Here is a 25260-nt window from a genome sequence, read left to right on the forward strand (position 1 = left end):
ATCACGCCACCTGTGTTGATCGCATTACCACCAATAACGTTCTTAACCGATTCTGCGGTGTTAAATAGCTGACCGCCGTTAGTCGCGTCTTGACTGTTGGCTGCCACGGTACCATTAGCAACATTAATAATCTTAGCACCACTGGCATCAAAACCATTGGCTTTTACTTGTCCTGTAAAGGTCGGGGCATTAGCAATTTGAATGTCAACTTTGCCATCAGTGATAACGGTTTTAACGTTGCTATTAGAGCTAGCACCAGCCAACCCACCAGAGATAGTGAGCGTTTCACCTAGCTTACGTGTTGAGCTGCCACTATTACCCGTAAAGGTAATTGACTTAATAACTTCTGTGTTTAAATTTGATAGTGCTGTGCCGACATTATTAGCAGCAGAATAGTTTGTGCCATCTGTTTTTGTAATAGTATAACTTGGTGCTGTAATCCCACCTGCAGCTGTTCCTGCAGTAGAAGTACCGCCCAATGCACTGGCTGTATTGGCTGCTAGGTTGCCTAGTTCTGTATTAGTTTGAAATAATTGACTACCATTAATACCATCTGTACTCGTTGCACTCACGCGACCAGCGGCTAAGTTGGTTAAAGTACGCTCAGTACCTGATGCACCAATGCTCACCGTGCTTGAAGTAGCAGGTGTGCCTGCATAGGTATAAGTCTTGCCGTTAACTGTACCTGTTTGGGTTCGAACGTACGCAGCAGTTGTTGAACCAGAACCTAATGCAACACTATTTGCAATATTTGCTGTTGCAGAAGTGCCCAAAGCAATAGAGTTTGTGGCTGACGCATTCGCACCAGACATAAGAGCTAAGGCATGATTCCCTGAGGCAACCGCACCATTTAGGCTATTAGTTGTACCATTTCCACTTGATCCAATAGCAACAGAACCAACCCCATTTGCAACTGGACTATCTAAGGTTGAAGTCAAGCCACTACCAATAGCAACCCCACCCTGCCCACTAGATGTAGTGGGATTGGCATTGAAATTTGACCCGATTACAACAGCTTGTACAGCGCTAGTACCCGCAATGATATCATTACCAATAACGGTTGACTGCTCTCCTTGTGCTGCAAGGTTTGCACCTATTGCGATTGCTTCTACACTTGAGGCACAAGCAATATTATCAGTAACCCCATTTCCAATAGCTATCGAAGCCTCTTTAATACTAAAACCACCGTTAGAATCTCTTGTACAGTTTTCCCTAGTCGTCCCGCCGCCTGCTTCATAGCCTGCTACTGCTTGCACACTAAACCCGGCACTAATCAGCCCCACACTTAAAGCACTCAATCGTAATAATCGTGCCCCTGATGACACGGCAGCAGATGCAGTAGACGTAGAACTCACGGTACTACTAGACTTACCACGGCTTTTTGCATACTCAGCAACCGCCATAAAGCAGTTTAATGACTGATTCCAAATGACTTTATAATTACGGTTCATATTTTTTCATCCTATGAAAATTGAAGAGCGAGTAGGTAACAGGAAAGACTATAGGTTTGTATATATACAGATTAGAGATAATTAAATAACTTTTGTTAGCTTATTGACTAGTTTTGTTATCATTTTATAGTATCAAGATGTATAATAAATACCGTTCAGCCCTAAATATTGACCGTTCATCAGTAATATTTAAGAAAGAATCTAAATACTTTTTATATCAAAGAAATCCATGATTTTTTACCCAATCTTCTATATGAATTTCTACTGTTTTTTTGTTTTTACTGTCCTATTTTCATATATGAGTTTTTACTTTGTAATAAGTGAAGACAATAAGAATCATCATGAAATAGACGTATTTTTTATAGTAAATTAAGGGATGAAAGTCTTTATTAATCGATCAAGGGCTTTTATTTTTTACTTATTAGACCTCTTGCAAAAGTACCAGTTTATTGACTTTAACTAACGAAGTCACAAGGGCTAGCGATGACTTATGCAAGAGATCTATTAGGTAGGTATAATGATATGTAGTTGGGAGGATTCATATAAATTTTTATACGATTATGAATGATTTTATCGATTGATTCGTGATTTCAAGGATATTGACTTATATGGCAATTAATAAATATAAAGACCTTTCATCAATGGTTTATTTTTTCTTTTTTAGAGCAATGTAAATTATTACTCCCCTAACCTCCTACTTATCTGCTTTCTATATATTCTGAAAAAACGTATACGTATAACAAAAGAATAATTAAAAGCGAATCAAAATATAATTAACCCCAATTCGGGATAAGCGCTCAAAAAAAGATAAAAAAAGAAGCCCAAAATTGCTAAAGTGAGTTTACCAAGACCACTTAAGCAAAAAGGACTTCTTACATGGACAACCTAACCGAACTATACTGCCATATTGACGACTTTTATCAGCAATTCAAACCTGAGTTTGACGCTCATTTAATCGCAACGGGACACCAAAGGTTAAGAGCATGCAAGATAAGTGTAGCAGAGATGATGACCATCTTGGTACTGTTTCATCAACTGCGGTATCGACAGTTTAAGGCGTTTTACTACCATCACATGCTTGGCATGATGAAACGGGCGTTTCCAAATCTGCCGAGCTACTCGCGATTTATAGAGCTTGTGCCGCGCAGTATCATGCCACTGTGCAGCTACTTGCAAAGCATGATGGGCGACTGTACGGGTATCAGCTATATTGATTCAACCAAGATAGCAGTTTGTCATAACAAACGTATCTACCGTCATAAAGTCTTTGAGAGTATGGCGCAAAGAGGTAAAGGTAGTATGGGCTGGTTCTATGGCTTTAAGCTACACGCCATTATCAATCATAAGGGCGAGCTTGTATCTGTTAAAGTCACTGCGGGTAATACCGATGACAGAGTGCCTGTTAAGGATATGGCAACGTCTTTATTTGGAAAACTATTTGGTGATAGAGGCTACATCAGTAAAGCACTGAACGAGTGGCTCACAAAACACAGTGATACTACGTTGATAACGAAACTTCGGCGTAATATGAAACCCCAATTACTTGAGCCTATGGATGAGGCTCTACTCAATCATCGCTCTTTGGTTGAGACGGTGTTTGGGGAGCTGAAAAACTTGTGTCAGATTGAGCATTCACGCCATCGTAGTGTCACGGGTTTTATTACAAACTTGCTGTCAGGTTTGATTGCTTATTGCTGGTTTCCGTATAAACCCACCATCAAAAATATGCCTCAGCAGGGACAGGTGGCTACATTGTAAATAGTATCAATGAGTTACAATGTGGCTTATCCCGAACTGGGGTTAATTAGTATGTTTCTGCTAAAACAATATAGAAAACAATGTGTTATTACACTTATTTTTTAAATAAAACAAAAGTCTTTCAATTTTATTAAAAAGCTACACTAAATTTATCTATTTAAACGTTTAGAAATTCTAAATCTAATACCAATGAGGCAATCATCGCTCTTGCCAATGCAACCATAAGCGCATATCTAACTCAAGTTGATGATACTCAGGTTCCATATGACAGCACAGTTGATAAAACGCCTTGTTATGGTCGTGCTCTTTAAAATGAGCGAGCTCATGCACCACAATCATGCGCAAAAACTCTGGCGGTGCGTCTTTGAATAGACTGGCCACCGTGATGCTATTGTGCGATTTAAGCTTGCTTCCTTGCACGCGAGATTGGGTAGTATGGATACCCAGCGCATGCTTTAGTACCTTTAACTTACTGCTATAACTGACATGTGATAGCGGGCCAATCTTGCGCATGTATTGGTTTTTTATTTCATTGACATAGTGATAAAGCGCCTTATCACTTTGTACTTGATGCTGCATGGGGTATTTGTTTTCCAAATACGCACCCATCCTGCCGTCGCTTATCATTTGCGCGGCTTGCGTTTGAACCTGTTCTGAGTAATGCGCTATGTATTTTAATCTGGTCACAAATGTATCCTTTGCTTGTGCGTTAAAATTTATCAGCTGATCTTGATGAATTTTACCTTATATTTGCTGATTTTCTCTCTTACTTATTCTGTTTCTCTCTTGTCCTGTTTATCATGAACGAATCTCATAAAAAGAAACCCCATAAGCTGTAGCCAACTTATGGGGTCATTTCTTACAAAAGTTTCTTATAAAGCCAGTCACTTATCAGCTATCGTACATATATAGATTGATAGCGCGATAGTCTAAGCCATTAACGCTCTAAATGCAGATACTGCAAATGACGCTCGTACTGATTTAAGATATCGACCAATACCTGCTCTTTGGTATAACCAACCAAGTCATATTCTTGCGAGCCTTCACTCAAGAACACCTCAGCACGGTAGTAGTACTCTGCGTGCTTGGTTGATGTATTCAATGTGAAATTAGGGCGTTCAGCTTTGATTAAGTTAACTTCATAAATAAAATCATCTTCATCACCATGACCGACACGTAGTTTTAGGCCGTCTACCTGACCAGTATCTTGGTTCATACCGGCATCGATATCCTCACCAATACTGGCAAGGTTATGCGCATCTAACGAGGTTTTGAGGCCGCCTGCTTTAAACTCTTTTTCGACCTCAGTCATCGCTGGCATCACGACCGTTTTCAAGAACTTTTCGACCTGCGCGTGTCCTGGGAAGCTCACAATACGTTGCAAGCGTGCTTTCCAGCCTTTACCGCTATCAAGTACATTGGCGGTACCAATCGTGCTGGCTTTGCGCTTATTGCCTTCTTCTTTCAGTGACTTCCACATGGACATCATATAGAGCACTAGAATCAGAGAGAACGGCAAGCCTGCAATCACGGAAACAGATTGCAGTGAGGCAAAACCACCTGCAAACAATAAACCTAGCGTGATAAGACCCGTTGCAGCCGCCCAAAATAAACGTAACCAAACCGGTGCATCCGTATCATTGGTCATGCCTCTTGAGCTTAGGTTCGCAAGTACCAACGCGCCTGAGTCAGCAGAAGTTACAAAGAACACCAGACCGATGATTACACCTGCAAATGATAGGACTTCGCTATAAGGGAAGTACTCAAATAGCGCAAACATGCCCATCGCGGCATCATTGACGGCAGTTTCACCAAGCGCCGTTGCCCCATTAGCGACCAGATCTATCGCGGTGTTACCAAAGATAGAGAACCATGCAAAAATAAAGCCCAATGGAATGAACATCACACCAAAGACAAACTCACGTAGCGTACGGCCACGGCTAATACGCGCAATAAATAGACCAACAAACGGTGCCCAAGCGACCCACCATGCCCAGAAAAATATCGTCCAACCTGATTTCCAGTCGGCACCAGCAGTACCGTCATAAGCGTAAACATCAAAGGTTTTATAAATAATGGTTTGGAAATATTGACCAATATTTTGCGTAAAAGTGTTTAATAAATATACGGTATTACCCATCACGAGGATGGCAAGCAATAGCAATATTGACGACAGCATATTGAATTCAGACAGACGACGTACGCCTTTTTCGACACCCGTCATCGCAGAGACAGCAGCGGCTACGACCACACCGACAATGATAAGCGCTTGAACCATCTTGCTAGATTCAATACCAAAGACATGGGTCAAGCCAGCATTAGCCTGTAAGACCCCAATACCCAGACTGGTCGCAATACCCATCAGCGTACACACGACACCGAAAGTATCAATCCCATCACCCAACCAGCCTTTGATCAAGCGTTCACCAAATATCGGTGTGAGCGGTGAGCGTAGCGCGAGCGGCATGTTTTTGCGATAGGCGAAGTAAGCCAATGCCATACCAATCAGTGCATAAATACCCCAGCCATGTAAACCCCAATGCAAAAAGGTCTGAGCAAGTGCTTGACGCATCGCCTCGGCACTCGCAGGCTCTAGTCCCGTATGCGGTGTTAGATAATGCATCAATGGCTCTGACGCACCAAAAAACAATAGATCTATACCAATACCCGCGGAGAAGAGCATGGCAGCCCACGCTAAAAACGGAAACTGCGCTTTTTCGTGATCCTGCCCCAGCTTGATATCGCCATACTTAGAAAAGCCGACAAACAAAGCAAAGATACTATAAGCGGCAACCACCAACATGTAGTACCAGCCAAACTTATCTGATACCCAAGCCATGCTTGAGCTGAGTAAGGTCTCACTATAATCTGGAAAAACAATGGTCCAGATTATCAATAAAATAGAAATAATAGCCGAACCTAAAAACACAGTTTTATTTAGGCTCAAAGGTTTCGTCACATCTTGTGATGGCGAACTGTACATAAAAGACCTCAAATAGGTAAATTAAACAGTGTCCGATATTGCTTTGTCCGGCATAGCATTATGACTTTTAACCACATAACGTATACATAACCGCATGACGCACAAAGCAGTACCAATGAATAAAAGCGAATAAAATGATAAACAGTGCCGACCGTAACGACTTGCATCGCCCTACTACATCAGCGCTGATAAAAAAGGCCTTTACGTGAAAGGCCATTACTTTGAAGTTATCTTATATCGTTATTTATTCAGCAGCGCATCTCGCCCTGCCTACCTGCCCAGCCGCTTAGCTTACATCGTTGAGAGGTAATCGCGCATTGGCTCAGAGCGTAGCGGTGCTCCATTGGCGACATAATAATCTGCCGTAGAACGAGGCAGTTGTACGCCTTTCATTTTATCAACGATTTTTTCGGCCAGCATAATGGTGGTGGCATTGAGATTGCCGCTAATAATATTTGGCATAATAGACGCATCAACGACTCGCAAACCATCGATACCATGTACCAGCCCTTCACCATTGACGACCGAATCGTTATCTTCCCCCATCGCACACGTACACGACGGATGATATGCCGTCTCGCCATGCTCACGCACATAGTCATCTAACTGCTGATCGGTGACCAAGTCTTCGGTGGGTGAGATGGCAGCACCGCGATAAGGGTCCAGCGCAGGCTGATGCATGATCTCACGCGTAATACGCATCGCGGCACGGAACTCCTGCCAATCCTGATCATGCGACATATAGTTAAATAAAATACTTGGATGCGCACTTGGGTCTTTTGAGGTCAGCTTGACGCGACCACGACTTGGTGAGCGCAATGAGCCGACGTGTGCTTGAAAACTGTGCGAATCACTGGCGCTACGGCCATCATAACGCACGGCAAGCGGCAAGAAATGATACTGAATATTTGGGTGAGTGAATTTCTCATCCGTACGGATAAAGCCGCCGCCTTCAAACTGGTTGGAAGCCCCAAGGCCTGTACCATTAAACAACCACTCCGCACCAATGGCAGGTTTATTCCACCATTTATTGGCAGGCGCAATCGACACTGGCAGCTTACATTCGTACTGCATATACAGCTCTAAATGATCCTGTAAGTTATTACCAACGCCCGGCAAATCTAGTATTTCAGTCACGCCAGCGTCTCTAAGCCATTGACTAGGGCCAATACCAGAGCGCTGCAATAGCTGCGGTGAGGCAATCGCACCAGATGACACCACCACTTCACGAGAGGCATAAAAATTTTTGGTTTGGCCTCCGTGCTCTACCTTGACGCCAACGGCACGCTTGCCATCGAATAAGATCACATCGGTCAGCGCCCCTGTCAAGATCGTGATATTGTCACGCGGCTTGGCGCGATCCAGATAGCCTCGAGCCGTTGAAGCGCGGCGACCATTTGGCGTTACAAAGCGATCCATCGGACCGAAGCCCTCTTGCTGATAGCCGTTTAAGTCTTCGGTGCGTGGATATCCTGCTTGTACGCCAGCTTCGATCATGGCTTGGAACAGTGGATTGACGCCTGGCTTGGAGGTAGTCATCTCAACAGGGCCGCCCGCACCGTGGTAGTCATTTTCGCCGACATCGCGATTTTCTGATTTTTTGAAATACGGTAGGCAATCTAAATACGTCCAATCTTCCAGACCTTTGATTTTTGCCCAATCATCATAATCCAGCGCATTGCCGCGGATGTAGCACATACCGTTGATAAGCGATGAGCCGCCAAGCCCTTTACCGCGACCACAATCCATGACACGGTTGTTCATATATGGCTCAGGATCTGTCTTGTAGCCCCAGTTGTAGGTCGTGCCTTGCAGCGGCATCGCAAGCGCCGCTGGCATTTGAGTACGAAAGTCCAATCGATAATCTGGACGACCGGCTTCTAGTAGTAATACTTTGATATTGGCATCTTCGGTCAAACGCGTGGCCAGCACATTACCTGCTGACCCTGCACCAACAATAATATAATCGTATTCAGGGGTGGTTGATGTCATAACATGCTCCATAATATTGAAAAATATAAATCGGTTGGTAGCAGTGAGGTCAAATGCACAGCGTCATCAGACCCAAACTGCCCTCGTTTTTCTCAATACCAATCATTAAAAGACCGATTCAAACGCACCCAACTCTACTTGGATAGATTTGGTTTGAGTATAATGCTCAAGCGCCTCAACCCCGTTTTCGCGGCCGATGCCTGAGTGCTTATAGCCGCCGACTGGCATCTGTGCCGCTGACTCACCCCACGTGTTCAACCAGCAAATGCCTGCTTCGATCTGAGCGATGACGCGATGCGCGCGATTTAGATCCGCAGTCACAACTCCAGCCGCCAAACCATAATCGGTATCATTGGCGCGGCGGATGACTTCCTCTTCGGTCTCGTACGTCAATATTGACATAACTGGACCAAAGATTTCCTCACGGACGATGGTCATATCGTCGCTGCAATCTGTAAATACGGTCGGCTCAACAAAGGCACCATTTGCCAATGCATCTGTTGTGACGCGTGCGCCGCCCGTTAGTAGACGTGCGCCGCCCTCTTTGCCTTGCTCGATATAACTAAGCACGCGCTCCATATGTGGGAAGCTAACCAATGGACCCATATTGATGTTCTCATCTACCGGATCGCCCAACTTAATACGCTCAACACGCGTTAAAATGGCTTGCTCAAACTTTTCTTGCATCGCCTTAGGGACAAACACTCGCGTGCCATTGGTACATACCTGACCGGTACTATAAAAATTCGCCATCATCGCGATGTCAGCCGCGGTATCGATATCGGCATCATCAAATATGATCAACGGTGATTTACCACCAAGCTCTAACGTCACATCTTTTAAAGACGAGCTTGCCGCGCTCGACATGACTTTTTTACCCGTTGGTACGCCACCTGTAAATGATACTTTGGCGATATCTGGATGATTGGTCAGTGCTTGACCTACTTCGTAGTTGCCTTGCACGACGTTGAATACACCATCTGGTAATCCCGCTTCTGTCAGGATTTCTGCCAGTTTTAAGGCAGTCAAAGGGGTGACTTCTGATGGCTTAAAGATCATCGCATTACCAGCAGCTAGTGCAGGTGCTGCTTTCCACATGGCGATTTGAATAGGATAGTTCCATGCACCAATACCAGCGACCACGCCAAGTGGCTCGCGGCGAGTATAGACAAAGCTCGTATCACGCAATGGAATCTGACGACCTTCGATCATTGGCGCAAGCCCTGCATAGTACTCAATGACATCAGCGCCAGTTACGATATCGACATACTTTGTCTCAGAGTACGCTTTACCCGTGTCTTTTGTTTCAAGCAGCGCGAGCACATCATTGCGCGCACGCAATATTTCAACGGCCTTTGATAAAATACGACCACGTTCAACAGTCGTCATCGCCGCCCAGATTTTTTGACCTTTATGTGCCGCTTTTACCGCGTCATCAATCTGCTCATTGCTCGTTTGCTGAATGGTTGCTAATACCTCACCAGTCGCTGGATTGATATCTTCAAAAGTGGTGAGCGTGTCATCTACCGCCAAGTAACGACCATTAATATAAGCGGTTTGCACTTTTTCTAAATCGATAATGTCTGTCAAATTGTTGCTATCTGTCATAAATTCTCCTTAGGACGATGGGCAAAAGCCGCTATATAAAAGCTCTTACCACATAATGTCGTCATTATTTAATTTTGTGAATATAGTTTTCGTAGTTTTTCATTGGCTAAATGTTTATTAGTTCGAACTTGTATCAAAGTCACGGTGCGTCATTTTTATCAACCGATCATGTAATGACTGCTTGTCCGCTATATGGATGCCTGAAAAGTCCGAGAGCCAAATCCCATCAGCCGTCAGACGAACCATGCTTAGTGTTTCAGTATCGTCAGTAGCTGCGTGTTTCTTTAGTTGAGCATTGGCCCATTTGGCCCACAACTCACGTAACTCGCTATCGCCTAACATCAATACATATAATGTTGCTTGATTATCGTATTCTGCTTGCGCTTTTTCGCCCAAGCTGATGGTGGCATCTATATAGGCACGGGTAAAAGAGCCATAACTCACAGGGTCACTAGCCATGGCGGCATCTACTTCTGCCTCAAATTTCGCCATTGCATCATTAAACACTTCAAGCACAAGGGCGTTTTTGGTTGCGAAATGATGCATCACGCCGCCCTTTGTCACGCCTACGGCATCAGCGACCGCCTGAAACGTTACCTTCGTCAATCCTTGCTCAAGCGTTATTCGCGCTGCCTGATCAAGTAAGGCACGGCGAACCACTTCTGGCTGTTTTTTGCGCTTATGAGCATTTCCCACTTCTATATTCATATTAATGCACCACAGAGTTAGACAATAAATTCATCACAACAACACCGCCGACGATCATAGCGATGCCAACCACTGCTGCCGTATCTAGGTTTTGCTTGAATAGCACTAAGCCTGCGAGCGATGTCAGCACAATGCCCAATCCACCCCATAATGCATAGGCAATACCTAAAGGGATGACCTTGAGTGTCTGTGCCAATAAGTAAAACGAGAGCGCATAAAGCGCACCCATCATCAGCGTCGGCCCCAAACGGGTAAACTGCTCTGACTTTACCAAAAAAGTCGTACCGATCACCTCGCATACAATAGCGATCGTCAAATAACCGTAAGCAATCGTCGTAGGACTCATCGTTAGCACACCGCCTTTATCCAAGCATCTGCTAATAAAGTATAGCAAAGAAACCATATGGTAGGTATTTTATAGTAATATTCTAGCAATGTGAAGGGCTGTCTTGCGTCTTTATTGTGTCAAACCGTGTAGTGATCGTCTTAATAGCAAGATATTGCTCGTTTATAGTTAGTTCGATCCGGTTAGGTTGGTGATCGTGTCAGCATTGCATCAATTATTCTTTTCAAAATCTGATGTTTTCTATAAATGTAGGTAGCGATTAGAGCAAATAAGTAAATTTGCATTCTTATTGGGTGAAGAAAGCTGCTGAAATGCCCTATCTAGCAAGGGATAAGCGCCTATTTTTAATAATTGCGACAATATTTATAATTAATCGCATAATAAGGTTGACAGCCTCTAACGACTTGGCTAAAATGTGCCCCACATAACGCAAACAAGCCAAGTAATTACTGCTTTATAAAGCTTTAAACACTTGCAGTTATGACAGCTTATTCTCCAATAGCTCAGTTGGTAGAGCAACGGACTGTTAATCCGTGTGTCCCTGGTTCGAGCCCAGGTTGGAGAGCCATATACTAAAAACCTTCATCACTATTTGATGAAGGTTTTTTTATTGTTGCCGTTTTCGCATTTGTCTATAATAATATTCGCATGGCGGCTGTGTTCTTTTAGGCATTTTTGTTGTATGGTAAGATGTGTTCTGATTGGGTTCGTTTTTGTTTGAGTGTTTTACTCCTACTCACTAAAAATAATGGTTTATTATGATACCTGTACGTGTAAAAAATAAGTTTTCTGATCATCCGCAAAAAATCATGCGCCCGATCAGCATTCGTTTGTCTGAAGAAATGATTGGCCTATTGGAAGCGACGACGTCAGAATTGGGCTTTAAGCGCATTCAAGGTCTTATTCGTTTATATATTCGCCAAGGTCTCGATCGTGACCATCAAGATTACACGCTCGCTCATGACGAAGTATTCATCGAAACGCTACGCAAGCGCGGCGTCAGTCAGCGTATCATCGATGAAGCAATCGTAGTAACGCACAACAACAACATCTCTCACTCTTTATCTGAGTTGCAAGACAACGATCAATAACCAATGTTGAACATGACAAACTAAAAGTCATTATGCGGCCAGATATATACGACCGGACAGTAGCCGATAACGACGTTTATAAAAAAGACCAAGTTTGCTAACGCAAGCTTGGTCTTTTTTTGTGGCTGTTATCCAGAGCTATTATTCAGAGTAAAGCTTTATTAAAACTTTTTATCTTTATACATTTTTTTCATACTTCACAGCACTGATTTTTTGACACTATTGTCAGTTTGCTACGGTAGTTAGCCATAATTAAACAAAACCTCTCCCCAAACGAGGTATATTAAGAATAACAGTCGCAATTTTTCGTCAGGTTTTACCATAATAAAAATGTATAAGGAGGTGCACGATGATGAGTTTACAAAATCGTTTTAATAAAACTTTGTGTTTGAGCATTACGGTGGCGATGCTAGCGATTGCACCTGGCTGCTCATCACCACAAACTGACCCCAGCAAAACAACCATACCGACTGATTCTGACCAGTGGCAAAAGGAACTAGGGCAAACCTTTGAGCAATTGCCTGCGGCCGATCAGCAAGTGCTGAGCAGATATATGCTGCGAATGAAACTCAGCGAGGCTTATGAATCAGGCGCCATGCCGCGTACCACGATTGAGCAAGCCCTCATACAACAGCGTGAGTACGAGCGTTTGCATCCCAATAATCCAACAGGTAAAAAGAGCCCTATCGTGACTGGTCAGGCGGCAAATGCGACAGCACAGAAATATCCTGTCGCCCTATTACCAATTAAAACCAGTGACAGCGATAGCTTAAACCAAGTCAAAATGCAGTTCATGCTATCTAATCATGGCGATGTCGCTATACAGAGCTTCAAAGGCGTGCTGAGCATGAAAGATGCCAACCTTACACAAGGTAAAAGCTTCAATGTTCCCTTGATACAATTCGATCCAGCTATCGAGCCAGAACAATCTGGCAAAATCATTATCGAGAGTAGTATTGAGGACATCAATGTCATGCGTGCGATCAAAAACCCCAATGGCATGACAATCGAGATTGAAGAAGGCAAACTGATATTAGCAGATGATCAAACCATTGAGTTTGGCAGCTCACTAGCAAAATAGCCGTACAACGTACTATTTAAAATTTTGTAGAGCATGTGATTCAATCTTTATATATATAACAGCCCCATAAAAAAAGCCTCAATCATTGCTGATTGGGGCTTTTTCGAATTTGGCGGAGACGGAGAGATTCGAACTCTCGAAGGGCTATTAACCCTTGTCGGTTTTCAAGACCGGTGCATTCAACCGCTCTGCCACGTCTCCATTGGTGCATCATTATATAGATATCATTTTATAATGCAAGCCCCTAATCTAAAAAAACTCAATTAATTTTAAAATACTTTTAAATTCGTACATTATCGCTTGCTGTACGCTAGATGTAAGCACATATCGAGAAGCCTGTTGGCATAACCCCATTCATTATCATACCAAGCAAAGACCTTGTACTGCTCGCCTACTTGCATCAGCTGCTGACCATCAATGATAAGCGACTCAGTCTGATGAATAAAATCACTAGAGACCAAAGGTTCATCGGTATAGGCCATGATGTCATGTAGGTGCGCCTGACTGGCAGATTTGAGAACCTCACGGATAGCCTCGACACTGACGTCTGGCGTATCAAATACAAACGTCACATCAATCGCCGCCACATCAATGGTGGGCACGCGTATCGAATGTCCATTTATCTTACCCACCATGGCTGGTAGAACACGCTCCGTCGCAGCGATACTACTAGAGGTCGTTGGGATAATATTATAGCCAGAAGCACGCGCTCGTCTTGGGTCTCGATGTGCCTGATCGAGCACGGTCTGATCAGCAGTAACCGCATGAATCTCTGTCATCATGGCAGATTTCACACCAAACGCTTTATCAAGCGTATCAATCAGCGGCACCAATGCCTGCGTGGTACAAGAGACACTAGAGATAATCGGTAGATCAAGCGTGAGTGCATCGGTATTCACACCCATGACGATACAAGCGTCCACGTCATCGAATGGCGCTGCACCAATGATTACTTGCTGTGCGCCAGCCTCAATATGTAGAGTGGCTTGCTCATACGAGCGAAAATGCCCCGTACACTCCAGCACCACATCGACGCCTAGCGACTGCCAAGGTAAATTTTGTGGATTGGGCTCTGATAGCATATTGATACAATACGTTAAATTATTTTTGGTCAGACAAAGCTGAGTTCTATTATCCTCATCTGCTTCGCTTTCTACAATCTCAGCATTGACGCCCAACCGACTCAGGCGACCATGCGTGCTATCAAACTTTAATAAGTGCAGCAAGATATCTGCTGGTGCCAAATCATTAATGGCGACCACATGAATGGCACGTCCTAACACCTCAAAGCGCTCTAGCAAGGCACGCAGTACATTGCGCCCTATACGACCGAAGCCATTGATAGCGACTCTCAGTGGCTGTGAGTGTTCACCAGTAGTACGATACGTCGCCGCTATCGGGTCAGAGGTCAGTTGATAAGTGGCGCTAGAAAAATCAGGCATAAAAGATATCGCTATAAAGGGATATAAAGAATGAGCATTAATGAGCGTTGTCGCTTTAGACACGCTCTAATAGTTGGTTCGATATTAGTTTTTCAAAAAAACCTACAGAGTCATAAAAATCTATCATGTCATAAAAATCTATCATGTCATAAAAATCTATCATGTCATAACAAACTATCTTGTCATAAAAAATCACGGCGTGATAAAAATCAGTGCCAAACGAATGGTGTTGTAGTCAATGCTCTGCTTTAGATGATCAAATATCGGACGCAGTTTGATACTACCATCATCATTAAAATCGTTTGGATTGTTAGCGACTTTGATGGCGACATAAGCATTGCCAACCGCTGTCATGACCTCATCCTCTGGACGTAGATGATCGCAGGCAAGGCTTGGGTCTTGTGATTTTAGCTCGCCGATATGGCGCATGATCGTCGATTGCGACAGTTGACGCGCTTGCGAGATTTCCGCTATGGTCAAACTCTCCTCCAATAGCACTCTGGTCGCACGCAAGGTACTCTCTGACTTATCAGAGACCTGATTGCCTAGTTTTTGTTTTTTATCGATTTGCGCTTGCTGCTGTTCGCGGCGCTTTTTTTGCAGCGCGGCATAGGCATCAATCACGGATTTACTCAGTGTCCCACCTGACTTTAGGACAAACTTCTCGTGGGCCTGCTGCATGCTCTCTTCATCGAGCATCGCATAGTTGGCATCGGCTTCGTCAGACAGTACCAAAAAACGCTTGTCTGCGCCTCGTGCCAGCGGATCGAGTTGCAAGCTCATATCATTCATACCTAATAGCTGCAATCCTGCCAGTGATTTGAGGCGTGATAATGCCACGTAGCCTTGCCCCAACTCAAAGGTACGCGACAAGTCGATTTCAGCGGCGTCAAGGGTCATGCCTTGCGATTTATGAATCGTAATCGCCCATGCTAGACAGAGCGGTACTTGTAGGTAACTTGCCAGCACATCACCCGCCTCATCTTCGATGATCCATTCTTCAGGCTCAGCAATGACTTCGCGTCCTGAGTTTAGCCTGACCACAGGCATTTTTTGTGTCGCCGCTTTCTTTGCTTTTGATTGCTCAGCTTCTTTTTTGGCAACACTTTTTTTGTCTTTGGTCGTCTTTTTATCAGTGGCTTCGCCAGTATCTTCACTGTCACTACTGCTATCGTCTTCTATTAACACGTCACTACTGTCTTTACTGTCATCTATCTTGACCGCAGCAAACCCAATCAGCTCACCCATCGTTCCGTTAGACACGCTAAGCTCGGCATTGTTTTTGATAAACATCACCTTTGCACCCACTTTGAGAATCAGCTCGTCCTGGGTACGTACGGTCTTTTTTAAGGTCTCAACCAGCTTACTGTCACCCGTGGTGGTCGCCTCAAAGCGCATCATCTCACCGTCTAGCAATGCCAACTCTTTGTCATTGATTTTATTAACATTGAGATTGTGTGTATAGAGACGAGTGCGTTTGATATCGACGCTTTGATCGTACGTGTTTTCTAAGGCGGCAATCGCCTCAAAGGTCACTTCCTGACGACGGATTTGGTTCAGAATATCATCCAAATCAAGCCCGCCATTTGCCGCTTCACTGACTTGTCTATGCTGCTCTGATAGATAGCAAATATGGAACTTGGCATCGAGCCATGCCTCAGACATAAAGGCGAATTTTTCACGATTGGTCTCCCCTTTACTACCGATTGGCGGTAACTGAAAAAAGTCTCCTGCGACGACGACTTGGATGCCGCCAAAGGCTTTGTCGTTTTTGCGAATATGCTTGAGCACTTGGCTGACCAAGTTGAGCTGCTTGGCATGTAGCATTGATATCTCATCGATGACCAGTACTGCCGTGTCTTTTAGTCTGTCTGCCAAGAACTGCTTACGGGATAAATTTGTCAAATCTCGGTCGCTCAGCTCATCTTTGATACCGATGCCTGACCAACTATGAATCGTTGTGCCATTCATATGCGTGGCGGCAATGCCAGTACTGGCCGTCACTGCAACAGGCACACGGCGAGCACGTAGATAATCGATGTATTGATTGAGGGTATAAGTCTTACCTGAACCTGCCGAGCCAGTCAAAAAGACGTTTTGACCTGTTTTTAAGATATCAAGAGCAGAAGATTGACGCATAGATCCAAACCAACCAATATTATGAAAAGAAATAGTATAAAAAAGAAAGCCACCATGATTAGGCAATAACCACAGTAAGCCAAAGTAGATGCCCACAATTATAACAGCTGCACTCACTTTGCGGACCATTTTAACTGACCCGCACTATATAACTTAAAGTTATGTGATACAAAATATATCATTATAAAAAGTCATTATCGTTCTGCCCAAAAGCTCAGTACGATAGAGGAATAATTGGTTCAGGAAGACCAAGGATTCATTTTTAAATGGCTGTCTATAAATAGCCATATTTTAAATAATCATCATACACAACAAGGAGTGGTTAATGTTATACGCTTATCCCAATACTGAAAACAGTCCCGTCCAATTCCGCGAAAAATACGATAATTTTATCAATGGTGAGTGGACCCCTCCTGTCGATGGCGAGTACTTTGACAACCCAAGCCCCATCGATGGTAAGGTTATTTGCCAAGTCGCCCGTTCAAAAGAAGCCGATATCGAAAAAGCCCTAGATGCCGCGCATGCTGCCAAAGACGCTTGGGGCAAAACCAGCGTCGCTGAACGTGCCAATTTGTTATTAAAAATCGCAGATAGCATGGAAGCCAACCTAGAAGCCATCGCCATTGCTGAATGCTATGAAAACGGTAAGCCTGTGCGCGAAACCTTAATGGCAGATATTCCACTCGCTATCGATCAATTCCGTTATTTTGCCAGTGCCATTCGTGCACAGGAAGGCGGTATCAGCCAGATTGATGAAGACACGGTTGCTTATCATTTTCATGAGCCGCTCGGCGTCGTGGGTCAAATCATTCCATGGAACTTCCCTATTCTAATGGCGGTATGGAAAATTGCCCCTGCACTAGCTGCGGGTAACTGTATCGTCATGAAACCTGCTGAGCAAACCCCAGCTTCCGTTCTATATATGTTAGAGACCATCGGCATCGCTGATATCTTGCCTAAAGGCGTGCTAAACATCGTCAATGGCTTTGGTGTCGAAGCGGGTAAACCACTTGCCTCTAATCCTCGTATCAATAAAGTCGCCTTCACTGGTGAGACCACGACTGGTCGCCTCATCATGCAGTACGCGAGCGAAAACATCATTCCAGTGACGCTAGAGCTTGGTGGCAAAAGCCCTAACATCTTCTTTGCCGATGTTATGGATGAAGACGATGATTTCTTGGACAAAGCGGTTGAAGGTCTAGTCATGTTTGCACTGAACCAAGGCGAAGTCTGTACCTGTCCATCACGTGCGCTGGTACATGAGAGCATCTATGATGAATTTATCAAACGCTGTATCGCTCGTGTCGAAGCCATAAAAATGGGCAATCCATTAGACACGGATACCATGATTGGTGCGCAAGCCAGCTCAGATCAGCTAGAGAAGATTCTATCTTATCTTGATATTGGTAAAAAAGAAGGCGCAAAAGTCTTGGTTGGTGGCGAGCAAGCCAAACACGATGGCGACTTAGCAGACGGCTACTATGTTAAGCCGACTATCTTTGAAGGCACCAATGATATGCGCGTGTTCCAAGAAGAGATCTTTGGACCTGTACTCGCGGTTACTACCTTTAAAGATGACGACGAAGCCATGCAAATTGCCAATGATACGTTATATGGTCTAGGCGCTGGCGTGTGGACACGTAGCGTACATAAGGCCTATCGCTTCGGCCGCGGCATCCAAGCAGGTCGCGTATGGACCAACTGCTACCATCTCTATCCATCACATGCAGCGTTCGGTGGCTACAAACAATCAGGTATTGGCCGCGAAAACCATCTAATGATGCTCGATCATTATCAGCAAACCAAAAACATGCTGGTTTCGTACAGTCCTAAAAAAATGGGTTTCTTCTAATCTAATCTGCGAAAAGATGACAGTAGATAGAAAACAAATGCAATCTATCGCAGGATAGGTTGCATTTTTGCTTTAAAGCCTATTAGAGACAGTTCGAGCTACAACTCGAAGTTTAGTCACTATATGGTTTTTAATCATCGTATGGTTTTTAGCGATAGTTTTTGACTATTGCGAATGTAAGTAGTTAAGGAGTTGATGATGAAAATTATGGCAACAGAGTCCTGTAAGGCACTCATTGAGCTATTGCAATCGAAGCATGGCGATTTGATGTTTCATCAATCAGGCGGCTGCTGTGATGGTAGCTCGCCCATGTGCTATCCATTAGGGGAGTTCAAAGTGGGTGGTCAGGATGTGCTGGTTGGTGAGCTTGCTGGCTGTCCATTTTATATGGGGCGCGCACAATACAATCTATGGCAGCATACCGATTTGACTATTGATGTCGTCAAAGGACGCGGTGCGAGTTTTTCACTAGAGATACCTGAAGGCAAACGTTTTATCGTACGCTCAGAAGTGTGCTCGGTATCAGATGATATATCATAAATTTCAATCGATAAGCTGAGTATCAACATACCAGCGTACTTTCCTATACTCGTGTACACCTGTACTTATATAAATAGATACCACCGAGTCATTTATATTTTATTATTTCCACAAAATAATGGATATGGTAAAGCTTAAACTATTTTGATTAGCATGGGCGCTATAAGGAATATGACATGGAATCTGACACACTATTTGATTACGTCATCGTCGGCGGTGGGTCTGCAGGTTGTGTATTGGCGAGCCGCCTCACCGAGAACCCAAACATCAGCGTTTGCTTATTAGAATACGGTGGTGATGGCAAAGATCTGGCGGTACGTGTACCTGCTGGATTGATTTTGATGGTTCCTGGCAAGCCGCTCAAATTGAATAACTGGTGCTTTCATACTACGCCTCAGACGCATCTCAATAACCGTCGCGGTTTTCAGCCACGTGGGCAATGCTTGGGCGGCTCCTCTGCCATCAATGCCATGGTGTATACGCGGGGCAGTAAGCTAGATTATGAGCGCTGGGCGGAACAAGGCTGCACTGGCTGGGGATTTGATGATGTGCTGCCCTACTTTATTAAAGCCGAAAACAATATTCACGGTAGTGATGCCTTGCATGGTGATAGTGGACCACTACATGTCAGCGACTTATTGAGTCCGCGAGAGATCTCAAAAGCCTTTGTAGAAGCGGCCGTCGCCAATGGTCTCGACCATAACACCGATTTTAATAGCGAAAAACAAGACGGTGCGGGGTTGTATCAAGTTACCCACTTTCATGGTGAAAAACAGGGCCAACGCTGCTCTGCTGCTGCGGCCTACTTGCACCCCGTACAAAACCGTCCGAATCTCACCGTGATCACCCATGCGCAAGCCAACCGCGTCATTATTGAAGACCATCAAGCCACTGGTGTCATCTACGAAAAAGATGGTGTGAAGCATACCGTTCAGGCGCGTCATGAAGTCCTATTGTCAGGGGGTGCATTTGGCTCGCCCAAAGTCCTGATGCTGTCTGGTATCGGGCCGGCTGAGCATCTAAAGTCGCATGGAATTGATGTCGTGGTAGACGCACCTGACGTCGGTGGCAACCTACAAGATCATTTGGATGTCGTCTTTGATTACGAGGTCAATACCACTGATGTCATCGGCATCGGTCTGGCAGCTATGGCGACATTGCCTAAGAGCATTCGGCAGTGGAGGAAAGACGGTACAGGGATACTATCTACCAATTATGCAGAAGCGGGTGCCTTCTTTAGTGTGGGTGATGCGCCAAAAGAGTGGCCAAATACCCAGTTGCATTTCGTCATCTCGCGCGTGATAGAGCATGGTCGCGATTTGAGACGTGGCTATGCCATTTCTTGCCACAGCTGTTACCTGCGTCCTGAGAGTCGCGGCACCGTGAGACTAGGCTCAGCTGATCCTTCTGACGCCGTACTGATTGATCCCAACTACCTCTCACATCCAAAAGACGTCGAGCATATGGTGGCAGGTGCCGAGCGTACTCGCGCTATTATGCAAGAAGCCGCACTCACCAAATACATCACCGAAGACTACCCCGCCCCTTATATCGAAAAAGACGGCATGCTCGGTTATATCCGCAATAAGTCAGACACTATTTACCACCCCGTAGGCACTTGCCGTATGGGTGCGGATGATAAGTCAGTGGTTGATTTGGAATTAAAAGTACGCGGTGTGGGTGGATTAAGGGTTATTGACGCTTCAATTATGCCGACACTCATTAGTGCCAATACCAATGCGCCAACCATCATGATTGCTGAAAAAATAGCAGATCTTATTAAGGCAAAACATGGTGATGCTGAGGTAGTCACTACGTAGATTAGGATCCCCTCAATTTCTCATAACCTCAATATCTCATAAATTGGTGTACACAAAATATAACCAATTTATTTCTGATTGTTTTTATTGAGTAAAATTATAATTAAGGATTAATACATTATTGCGTCTCATTCCCATTGGTACCACAGGGATAGAAAGAAACAATAATTGATATTATTGATCAAAATAATATCAAAACGAGCAGAAACCCATGTTTTTTATAAAAATTAGTTCAAATATTTCTTGCATTGCGGCTATTTATGAGAGTATATTCGAACAACTATTCATATCGTTATGTTTTTAACTACATCAATTAAAGTTATATCAACTTTATTTTTGTATTATTTTGTAAAAATATACCGTTAGAATAAATACTCAAAGCCAGTTTAGTGCTTGCTCATTATATTTCTCGCACATTGTATTCATGGTCGAATACAAACTAGGTAAATATATGAGTGACTACCTATCATTACATGGGACGTAATAATGCAAAAATCACTCTTTAAACTTACGATGTTGGCCACGCTTATCTTGGGTGTAAGCGCCTGTAGCGGTGACAACAAAACCACTGATGAATCTGCTGTCAGCTCAGATGCCAAAGCTGCCAAGACCTTGCTTTATTGTTCAGAAGGTAGCCCTGCTGGTTTCGATCCAGCACAGTACACCGCAGGTACAGATTTTGATGCGAGCGCCTACCCTATTTATAACGGTTTGGTACAATTTAAAAGAGACGGTACTGAGATTCAGCCAGGACTCGCTGAAAGCTGGGATATTAGCGAAGATGGCAAGACTTACACCTTTAATCTACGTAAAGGCGTCAAGTTCGGCAAAACCGATTATTTCACACCAAGCCGTGACTTTAACGCAGACGACCTTATTTTTACCCTAGAACGTCTCACCAACCCAGATTATGAATTCAACAAAGCCTATCCCGCTGAGTTCCCATATTCAGTTGGCATGGGACTGCCTGATATTATTTCTAACATTGAAAAAGTTGACGATTACACGGTAAAAGTCACTCTAAGCGAGACCAACGCGCCATTTTTACAGAACTTAGCGATGCCGTTTGCTTATATCAATTCTGCTGAATATGCAGACAAATTGATGGCTTCTGGTAATGCCGCTGACCTTAATACTAAACCAGTTGGTACTGGTCCTTTCGTCTTCACTTCTTATCAAAAAGACGCGCAAATTCGTTATACCAAAAACCCAGACTATTGGGACAAAGATAACATCTACATCGATAACCTCGTGTTTGTTATCACCAAAGATTCAGCGGTTCGTGCGCAAAAAGTTCAAGCGGGCGAATGTCATGTATCGGCATATCCAAAACCTGCCGAAATTGAATCGGTCAAAAAATCCGGCAAGGCCACCGTTCTTGATCAACCAGGTTTTAACGTCGGCTATGTGGGCTACAACGTCGAAAAACCAAAGCTAAGTGATCTTAAAGTTCGTCAAGCATTAGATATGGCGATTAATAAAGACGCGATTATCAATGCCGTCTATCAAAGCGAAGGGCTCAAAGCCACCAACCCGATGCCACCAACGCAGTGGGGTTACGATAAATCGCTTAAAGATGCGCCTTATGATGTCGAAAAAGCAAAAGCGCTGATCAAAGAAGCAGGTGCTGATAATATGAGCATCAACTTGTGGTACATGCCTGTCCAACGTCCGTACAACCCCAATGCCAAGCTAATGGCTGAAATGCTGCAAGCCGATTGGGCGAAGATTGGCGTTAATACCAAACTGGTAACCTATGAGTGGGGCGAGTATCTAAAACGCGCTGCTAAAGGTGAGCCTGATGTGATCTTGGCAGGTTGGACGGGTGACAATGGTGATCCAGATAACTGGCTAGGTTCATTACTGTCTTGTGACGCTGTCGGTGGTAATAACTACTCACGCTGGTGTAATAAAGACTTTGATAATTTGGTCATGAAGGCGCGTCAAGTAACCAATCAAGATGAGCGCGTGGATGACTACGTACAAGCTCAGCAAATATTCAAAGAGCAACTTCCTTGGACGACAATGGCGCATTCGGTAGTAACGGTATTCACTGCACCAAACGTTGTGGATTTCAAAATCAGTCCACTTGGTGCTGTACGCTTCGATGGCGTGAAGGTCGAATAGCCTTAGCTAATTAAGTCCGGCACGACATGCACTATTATTTAATTTGTATTCGGCTGGCTCAGAATCTCTGTTCCAGCCGTATTTATATGCGTTAAATATTTTTTATTTAAGTGCTTATCATGTAAGTATTTGTCATTTAAGTATTTGTCATTTAAGTGCCTTTCACTTAAGTGTTTCATGACTTAAATGCATGGTCACGGACGACTTCATTCATTGCTACCACTCCACTCATTGAATCACAACTACTGAGCAGCCCATGCTACTTTATATTCTGCGCCGTATTGCCATTCTCATTCCTGTCTATCTTGGCCTCACGCTGTCGACCTTTACGTTGATTCGTCTCGTACCGGGCGATGCTGTCGAGATCATGATGGGTGAGCGTATGGTCGATCCAGAGCTACATGCCCGCGCCTTAGAAAGACTTGGATTAGATAAACCACTCGTTGTCCAATATTGGGACTATTTGACGGGTATATTGACCGGTGATTTTGGTCAGTCTTTTCGTACTCGTTCTCCCGTATTACAAGACTTTTTTGCTCACTTCGTACCAACCTTAGAGTTGGCGTTGTGCGCGATTGTCATTGCTAGTGTCATTGGTGTGAGCTTAGGTATTTTTGCCGCCTTACGCCGTGGTACTTGGATTGACTATACCCTAATGTCAGGAGCACTGGCAGGATACTCGATGCCGATCTATCTATTGGGACCTATCCTGACAGGTATATTCGCTCATTATCTCGGCCTTTTACCCGTTGCTGGGGTAATTTCTGTCGCACAGTTCTTAGATGTCCAGCCACTATACGGTTCATGGTTACTTGGCTCTCTCACCTCAGGAGAACCTGGCGCATTTTGGAATGTGGTCAAACACTTTATCTTGCCTTCAATTGCCTTATCGACTATCCCACTCGCCATGATCGCGCGGATGACACGCTCTGCGATGCTAGAGGTGTTGGATGAAGATTATGTGCGTACGGCTCGTGCCAAAGGCTTATCACCGCGCCGCGTGATAATGATACACGTGATGCGTAATGCGTTGATTACCGTGGTCACTGTGGTTGGCTTGCAAATGGCGACGCTGCTTGCGGGCGCGATTATCACTGAGACTATCTTTAGCTGGCCGGGCGTTGGTAATTGGCTCCTCGATGGCTTTTTCACTCGTGATTACCCCATTGTGCAAAACGGTATCTTGTTGGTCGCCACTGCCTTGATTTTGGTCAGTTTATTTATTGATATTTTGTATGGTCTGATCAATCCGCGTATTCGACATACTTCTTAATGTCACATTGATAAATACTCATATTATAAATAGTGATGATTGGCGCTGAAGTGATGTTTTAGCAATGCTTAGTACTTTTTTAGGAACAAAACTCTAAAAAATGTCACTGCGCTAGCCACTATAGGAACTGCTCATGAAGCCTTCTGTTCTCCCCTCTGATGTCAATCTCATGGCCGCTACACCGCCATCATCTTGGCAACTATTTTTATCGACGTTTTGTCGCAATAAAGGCGCAGTACTTGGTTTTATTGTATTGGCATTGATGGTCATCATTGCCATACTCGCGCCCACTATTGCACCCCATGATCCTTATGAATTGTTTACCGGCCAAGAGCAGCTGCCGCCAGCCTTTTTAAGTGGCGGTGATGCGATGTTTTGGCTAGGGACTGATGATGCTGGACGAGATACCTTGTCTCGGGTGATGTATGGCGCGCGTTATTCTTTATTTATCGGTCTGAGCGCGACGACCCTTGCGATGCTAGTCGGTATTTCATTAGGACTTAGTGCCGCATTTTGGCCCAAGGTTTGGGGCAAAGCGGTCATGCTAGTCAATGATATTTTGATGTCATACCCTAGCTTACTACTAGCGATCATCATTGCCGCTATCTTAGGGCCATCTATGACCAATACGATTATTACGATTGCACTGGTCTGTACGCCGCCTTTTATTCGTCTGACTCGCGCCACCGCGATGGTAGAGTTACAACGTGAGTACTTTATCGCTTCACAAGTGATGGGTGCTGGCGTACTTCGCCTATTGTTTATCACCATTTTACCCAACTGTATGGCTCCGCTTATCGTACAAGCAACGATGATTTTCTCTTCTGCTATTTTAGAAGCGGGTGCGATTGGTTTCTTAGGGTTTGGTGTACAGCCACCTGATGCTGAATGGGGCGCGATGCTCGGTACGGCTCGTCAATACATTCAAAGTAATGTTTGGCTCGCTATTTGGCCAGGTGTCGCTATCTTCTTGGCTGCATTGTCGATTAACTTGACGGGTGATGGCCTGCGTGACGCGCTCGATCCCAAATTAAAGCAGGTGACCTAAG

19 protein-coding genes and 2 tRNA genes are annotated in these 25260 nt (G+C 44.3%); 11 read left to right on the plus strand and 10 right to left on the minus strand.

Annotation, left to right across the window (positions count from 1 at the left end; genetic code table 11):
• Positions 1-1451 (minus strand): ESPR-type extended signal peptide-containing protein (locus ACHUET_RS10610; protein WP_394212688.1); only part of this gene is annotated, 1451 nt, incomplete at its 3' end.
• A gap of 876 nt (positions 1452-2327) precedes the next feature.
• On the opposite strand from ACHUET_RS10610, the gene ACHUET_RS10615 reads away from it, so the two are divergent.
• Positions 2328-3209, plus strand: coding sequence for an IS982 family transposase (locus tag ACHUET_RS10615; RefSeq protein WP_394212689.1), 882 nt, complete (start codon positions 2328-2330; stop codon positions 3207-3209).
• Between the two features lie 198 nt (positions 3210-3407).
• On the opposite strand, the gene ACHUET_RS10620 is transcribed toward ACHUET_RS10615, so the two are convergent.
• On the minus strand, positions 3408-3896 hold the full coding sequence (locus ACHUET_RS10620; protein ID WP_394212691.1) for a M48 family metallopeptidase: 489 nt from the start codon (positions 3894-3896) through the stop codon (positions 3408-3410).
• 59 nt (positions 3897-3955) lie between these two features.
• Between ACHUET_RS10620 and ACHUET_RS10625 the strand changes: the two genes are divergently transcribed.
• Positions 3956-4048, plus strand: a complete 93-nt coding sequence (locus ACHUET_RS10625; RefSeq protein WP_394212817.1) for a flagellar motor protein MotB — start codon at positions 3956-3958, stop codon at positions 4046-4048.
• Positions 4049-4146: 98 nt separating this feature from the next.
• On the opposite strand, the gene betT is transcribed toward ACHUET_RS10625, so the two are convergent.
• The 5 genes from betT to ACHUET_RS10650 form a co-directional block, all read right to left on the minus strand.
• Positions 4147-6192, minus strand: coding sequence for a choline BCCT transporter BetT (gene betT / locus ACHUET_RS10630; protein WP_394212693.1), 2046 nt, complete (start codon positions 6190-6192; stop codon positions 4147-4149).
• Between the two features lie 291 nt (positions 6193-6483).
• Entirely contained in the window at positions 6484-8184 is a 1701-nt protein-coding gene (gene betA / locus ACHUET_RS10635) for a choline dehydrogenase (protein ID WP_394212695.1), read from the minus strand.
• 105 nt (positions 8185-8289) lie between these two features.
• Positions 8290-9792 carry a betaine-aldehyde dehydrogenase gene (betB, locus tag ACHUET_RS10640; RefSeq protein ID WP_394212696.1) on the minus strand — a complete coding sequence of 501 codons (1503 nt, stop codon included), beginning with the start codon at positions 9790-9792 and terminating at the stop codon, positions 8290-8292.
• 117 nt (positions 9793-9909) lie between these two features.
• Positions 9910-10500 (minus strand): TetR/AcrR family transcriptional regulator, encoded by a 591-nt coding sequence (locus ACHUET_RS10645; protein ID WP_394212698.1) that lies wholly within the window; start codon positions 10498-10500, stop codon positions 9910-9912.
• Position 10501: 1 nt separating this feature from the next.
• A complete protein-coding gene (locus tag ACHUET_RS10650) occupies positions 10502-10846 on the minus strand; it encodes a DMT family transporter (RefSeq protein WP_201599578.1) in 345 nt (114 codons plus the stop codon).
• Positions 10847-11338: 492 nt separating this feature from the next.
• Between ACHUET_RS10650 and ACHUET_RS10655 the strand changes: the two genes are divergently transcribed.
• The 3 genes from ACHUET_RS10655 (at position 11339) to ACHUET_RS10665 (ending at position 13018) form a co-directional block, all read left to right on the plus strand.
• Positions 11339-11414 (plus strand) — tRNA-Asn (locus tag ACHUET_RS10655).
• 190 nt (positions 11415-11604) lie between these two features.
• On the plus strand, positions 11605-11937 hold the full coding sequence (locus tag ACHUET_RS10660; RefSeq protein ID WP_201599496.1) for a CopG family transcriptional regulator: 333 nt from the start codon (positions 11605-11607) through the stop codon (positions 11935-11937).
• Positions 11938-12286: 349 nt separating this feature from the next.
• Positions 12287-13018, plus strand: a complete 732-nt coding sequence (locus ACHUET_RS10665; RefSeq protein WP_394212700.1) for a hypothetical protein — start codon at positions 12287-12289, stop codon at positions 13016-13018.
• Positions 13019-13128: 110 nt separating this feature from the next.
• Here ACHUET_RS10665 and ACHUET_RS10670 read toward each other — a convergent pair.
• From ACHUET_RS10670 to ACHUET_RS10680, 3 genes are all read right to left on the minus strand, one after another.
• A tRNA-Ser gene (locus tag ACHUET_RS10670) sits at positions 13129-13219 on the minus strand.
• A 92-nt stretch (positions 13220-13311) separates the two neighbouring features.
• Positions 13312-14460, minus strand: coding sequence for a type I glyceraldehyde-3-phosphate dehydrogenase (locus ACHUET_RS10675; RefSeq protein ID WP_394212702.1), 1149 nt, complete (start codon positions 14458-14460; stop codon positions 13312-13314).
• Positions 14461-14652: 192 nt separating this feature from the next.
• Positions 14653-16599: an AAA family ATPase gene (locus ACHUET_RS10680; protein ID WP_394212704.1), complete on the minus strand. Its 1947-nt coding sequence runs from the start codon at positions 16597-16599 to the stop codon at positions 14653-14655.
• Between the two features lie 325 nt (positions 16600-16924).
• On the opposite strand from ACHUET_RS10680, the gene exaC reads away from it, so the two are divergent.
• The 6 genes from exaC (at position 16925) to ACHUET_RS10710 (ending at position 25259) form a co-directional block, all read left to right on the plus strand.
• Positions 16925-18451: an acetaldehyde dehydrogenase ExaC gene (gene exaC / locus ACHUET_RS10685; RefSeq protein ID WP_394212705.1), complete on the plus strand. Its 1527-nt coding sequence runs from the start codon at positions 16925-16927 to the stop codon at positions 18449-18451.
• A gap of 195 nt (positions 18452-18646) precedes the next feature.
• On the plus strand, positions 18647-18991 hold the full coding sequence (locus ACHUET_RS10690; RefSeq protein WP_463556593.1) for a DUF779 domain-containing protein: 345 nt from the start codon (positions 18647-18649) through the stop codon (positions 18989-18991).
• Between the two features lie 176 nt (positions 18992-19167).
• Positions 19168-20811, plus strand: coding sequence for a GMC family oxidoreductase (locus tag ACHUET_RS10695; RefSeq protein ID WP_394212707.1), 1644 nt, complete (start codon positions 19168-19170; stop codon positions 20809-20811).
• 486 nt (positions 20812-21297) lie between these two features.
• On the plus strand, positions 21298-22938 hold the full coding sequence (locus ACHUET_RS10700) for an ABC transporter substrate-binding protein (protein ID WP_394212709.1): 1641 nt from the start codon (positions 21298-21300) through the stop codon (positions 22936-22938).
• 256 nt (positions 22939-23194) lie between these two features.
• Complete coding sequence (locus ACHUET_RS10705) at positions 23195-24211, plus strand: ABC transporter permease (RefSeq protein ID WP_114700462.1); 1017 nt, start codon at positions 23195-23197, stop codon at positions 24209-24211.
• Between the two features lie 133 nt (positions 24212-24344).
• Positions 24345-25259 (plus strand): ABC transporter permease, encoded by a 915-nt coding sequence (locus ACHUET_RS10710; protein WP_114700463.1) that lies wholly within the window; start codon positions 24345-24347, stop codon positions 25257-25259.
• Position 25260: the final 1 nt, after the last annotated feature.

The organism is Psychrobacter piscatorii (assembly GCF_043641605.1).
Lineage (GTDB): Bacteria > Pseudomonadota > Gammaproteobacteria > Pseudomonadales > Moraxellaceae > Psychrobacter > Psychrobacter piscatorii_C.

Coding starts and splice junctions, on each gene's coding strand:
- ACHUET_RS10615 (WP_394212689.1), top strand. CDS start 2,328: ATGGACAACCTAACCGAACTATACTGCCATATTGACGACTTTTATCAG.
- betT (WP_394212693.1), bottom strand. CDS start 6,192: ATGTACAGTTCGCCATCACAAGATGTGACGAAACCTTTGAGCCTAAAT.
- betA (WP_394212695.1), bottom strand. CDS start 8,184: ATGACATCAACCACCCCTGAATACGATTATATTATTGTTGGTGCAGGG.
- betB (WP_394212696.1), bottom strand. CDS start 9,792: ATGACAGATAGCAACAATTTGACAGACATTATCGATTTAGAAAAAGTG.
- ACHUET_RS10645 (WP_394212698.1), bottom strand. CDS start 10,500: ATGAATATAGAAGTGGGAAATGCTCATAAGCGCAAAAAACAGCCAGAA.
- ACHUET_RS10650 (WP_201599578.1), bottom strand. CDS start 10,846: ATGAGTCCTACGACGATTGCTTACGGTTATTTGACGATCGCTATTGTA.
- ACHUET_RS10660 (WP_201599496.1), top strand. CDS start 11,605: ATGATACCTGTACGTGTAAAAAATAAGTTTTCTGATCATCCGCAAAAA.
- ACHUET_RS10665 (WP_394212700.1), top strand. CDS start 12,287: ATGATGAGTTTACAAAATCGTTTTAATAAAACTTTGTGTTTGAGCATT.
- ACHUET_RS10675 (WP_394212702.1), bottom strand. CDS start 14,460: ATGCCTGATTTTTCTAGCGCCACTTATCAACTGACCTCTGACCCGATA.
- ACHUET_RS10680 (WP_394212704.1), bottom strand. CDS start 16,599: ATGCGTCAATCTTCTGCTCTTGATATCTTAAAAACAGGTCAAAACGTC.
- exaC (WP_394212705.1), top strand. CDS start 16,925: ATGTTATACGCTTATCCCAATACTGAAAACAGTCCCGTCCAATTCCGC.
- ACHUET_RS10690 (WP_463556593.1), top strand. CDS start 18,647: ATGATGAAAATTATGGCAACAGAGTCCTGTAAGGCACTCATTGAGCTA.
- ACHUET_RS10695 (WP_394212707.1), top strand. CDS start 19,168: ATGGAATCTGACACACTATTTGATTACGTCATCGTCGGCGGTGGGTCT.
- ACHUET_RS10700 (WP_394212709.1), top strand. CDS start 21,298: ATGCAAAAATCACTCTTTAAACTTACGATGTTGGCCACGCTTATCTTG.
- ACHUET_RS10705 (WP_114700462.1), top strand. CDS start 23,195: ATGCTACTTTATATTCTGCGCCGTATTGCCATTCTCATTCCTGTCTAT.
- ACHUET_RS10710 (WP_114700463.1), top strand. CDS start 24,345: ATGAAGCCTTCTGTTCTCCCCTCTGATGTCAATCTCATGGCCGCTACA.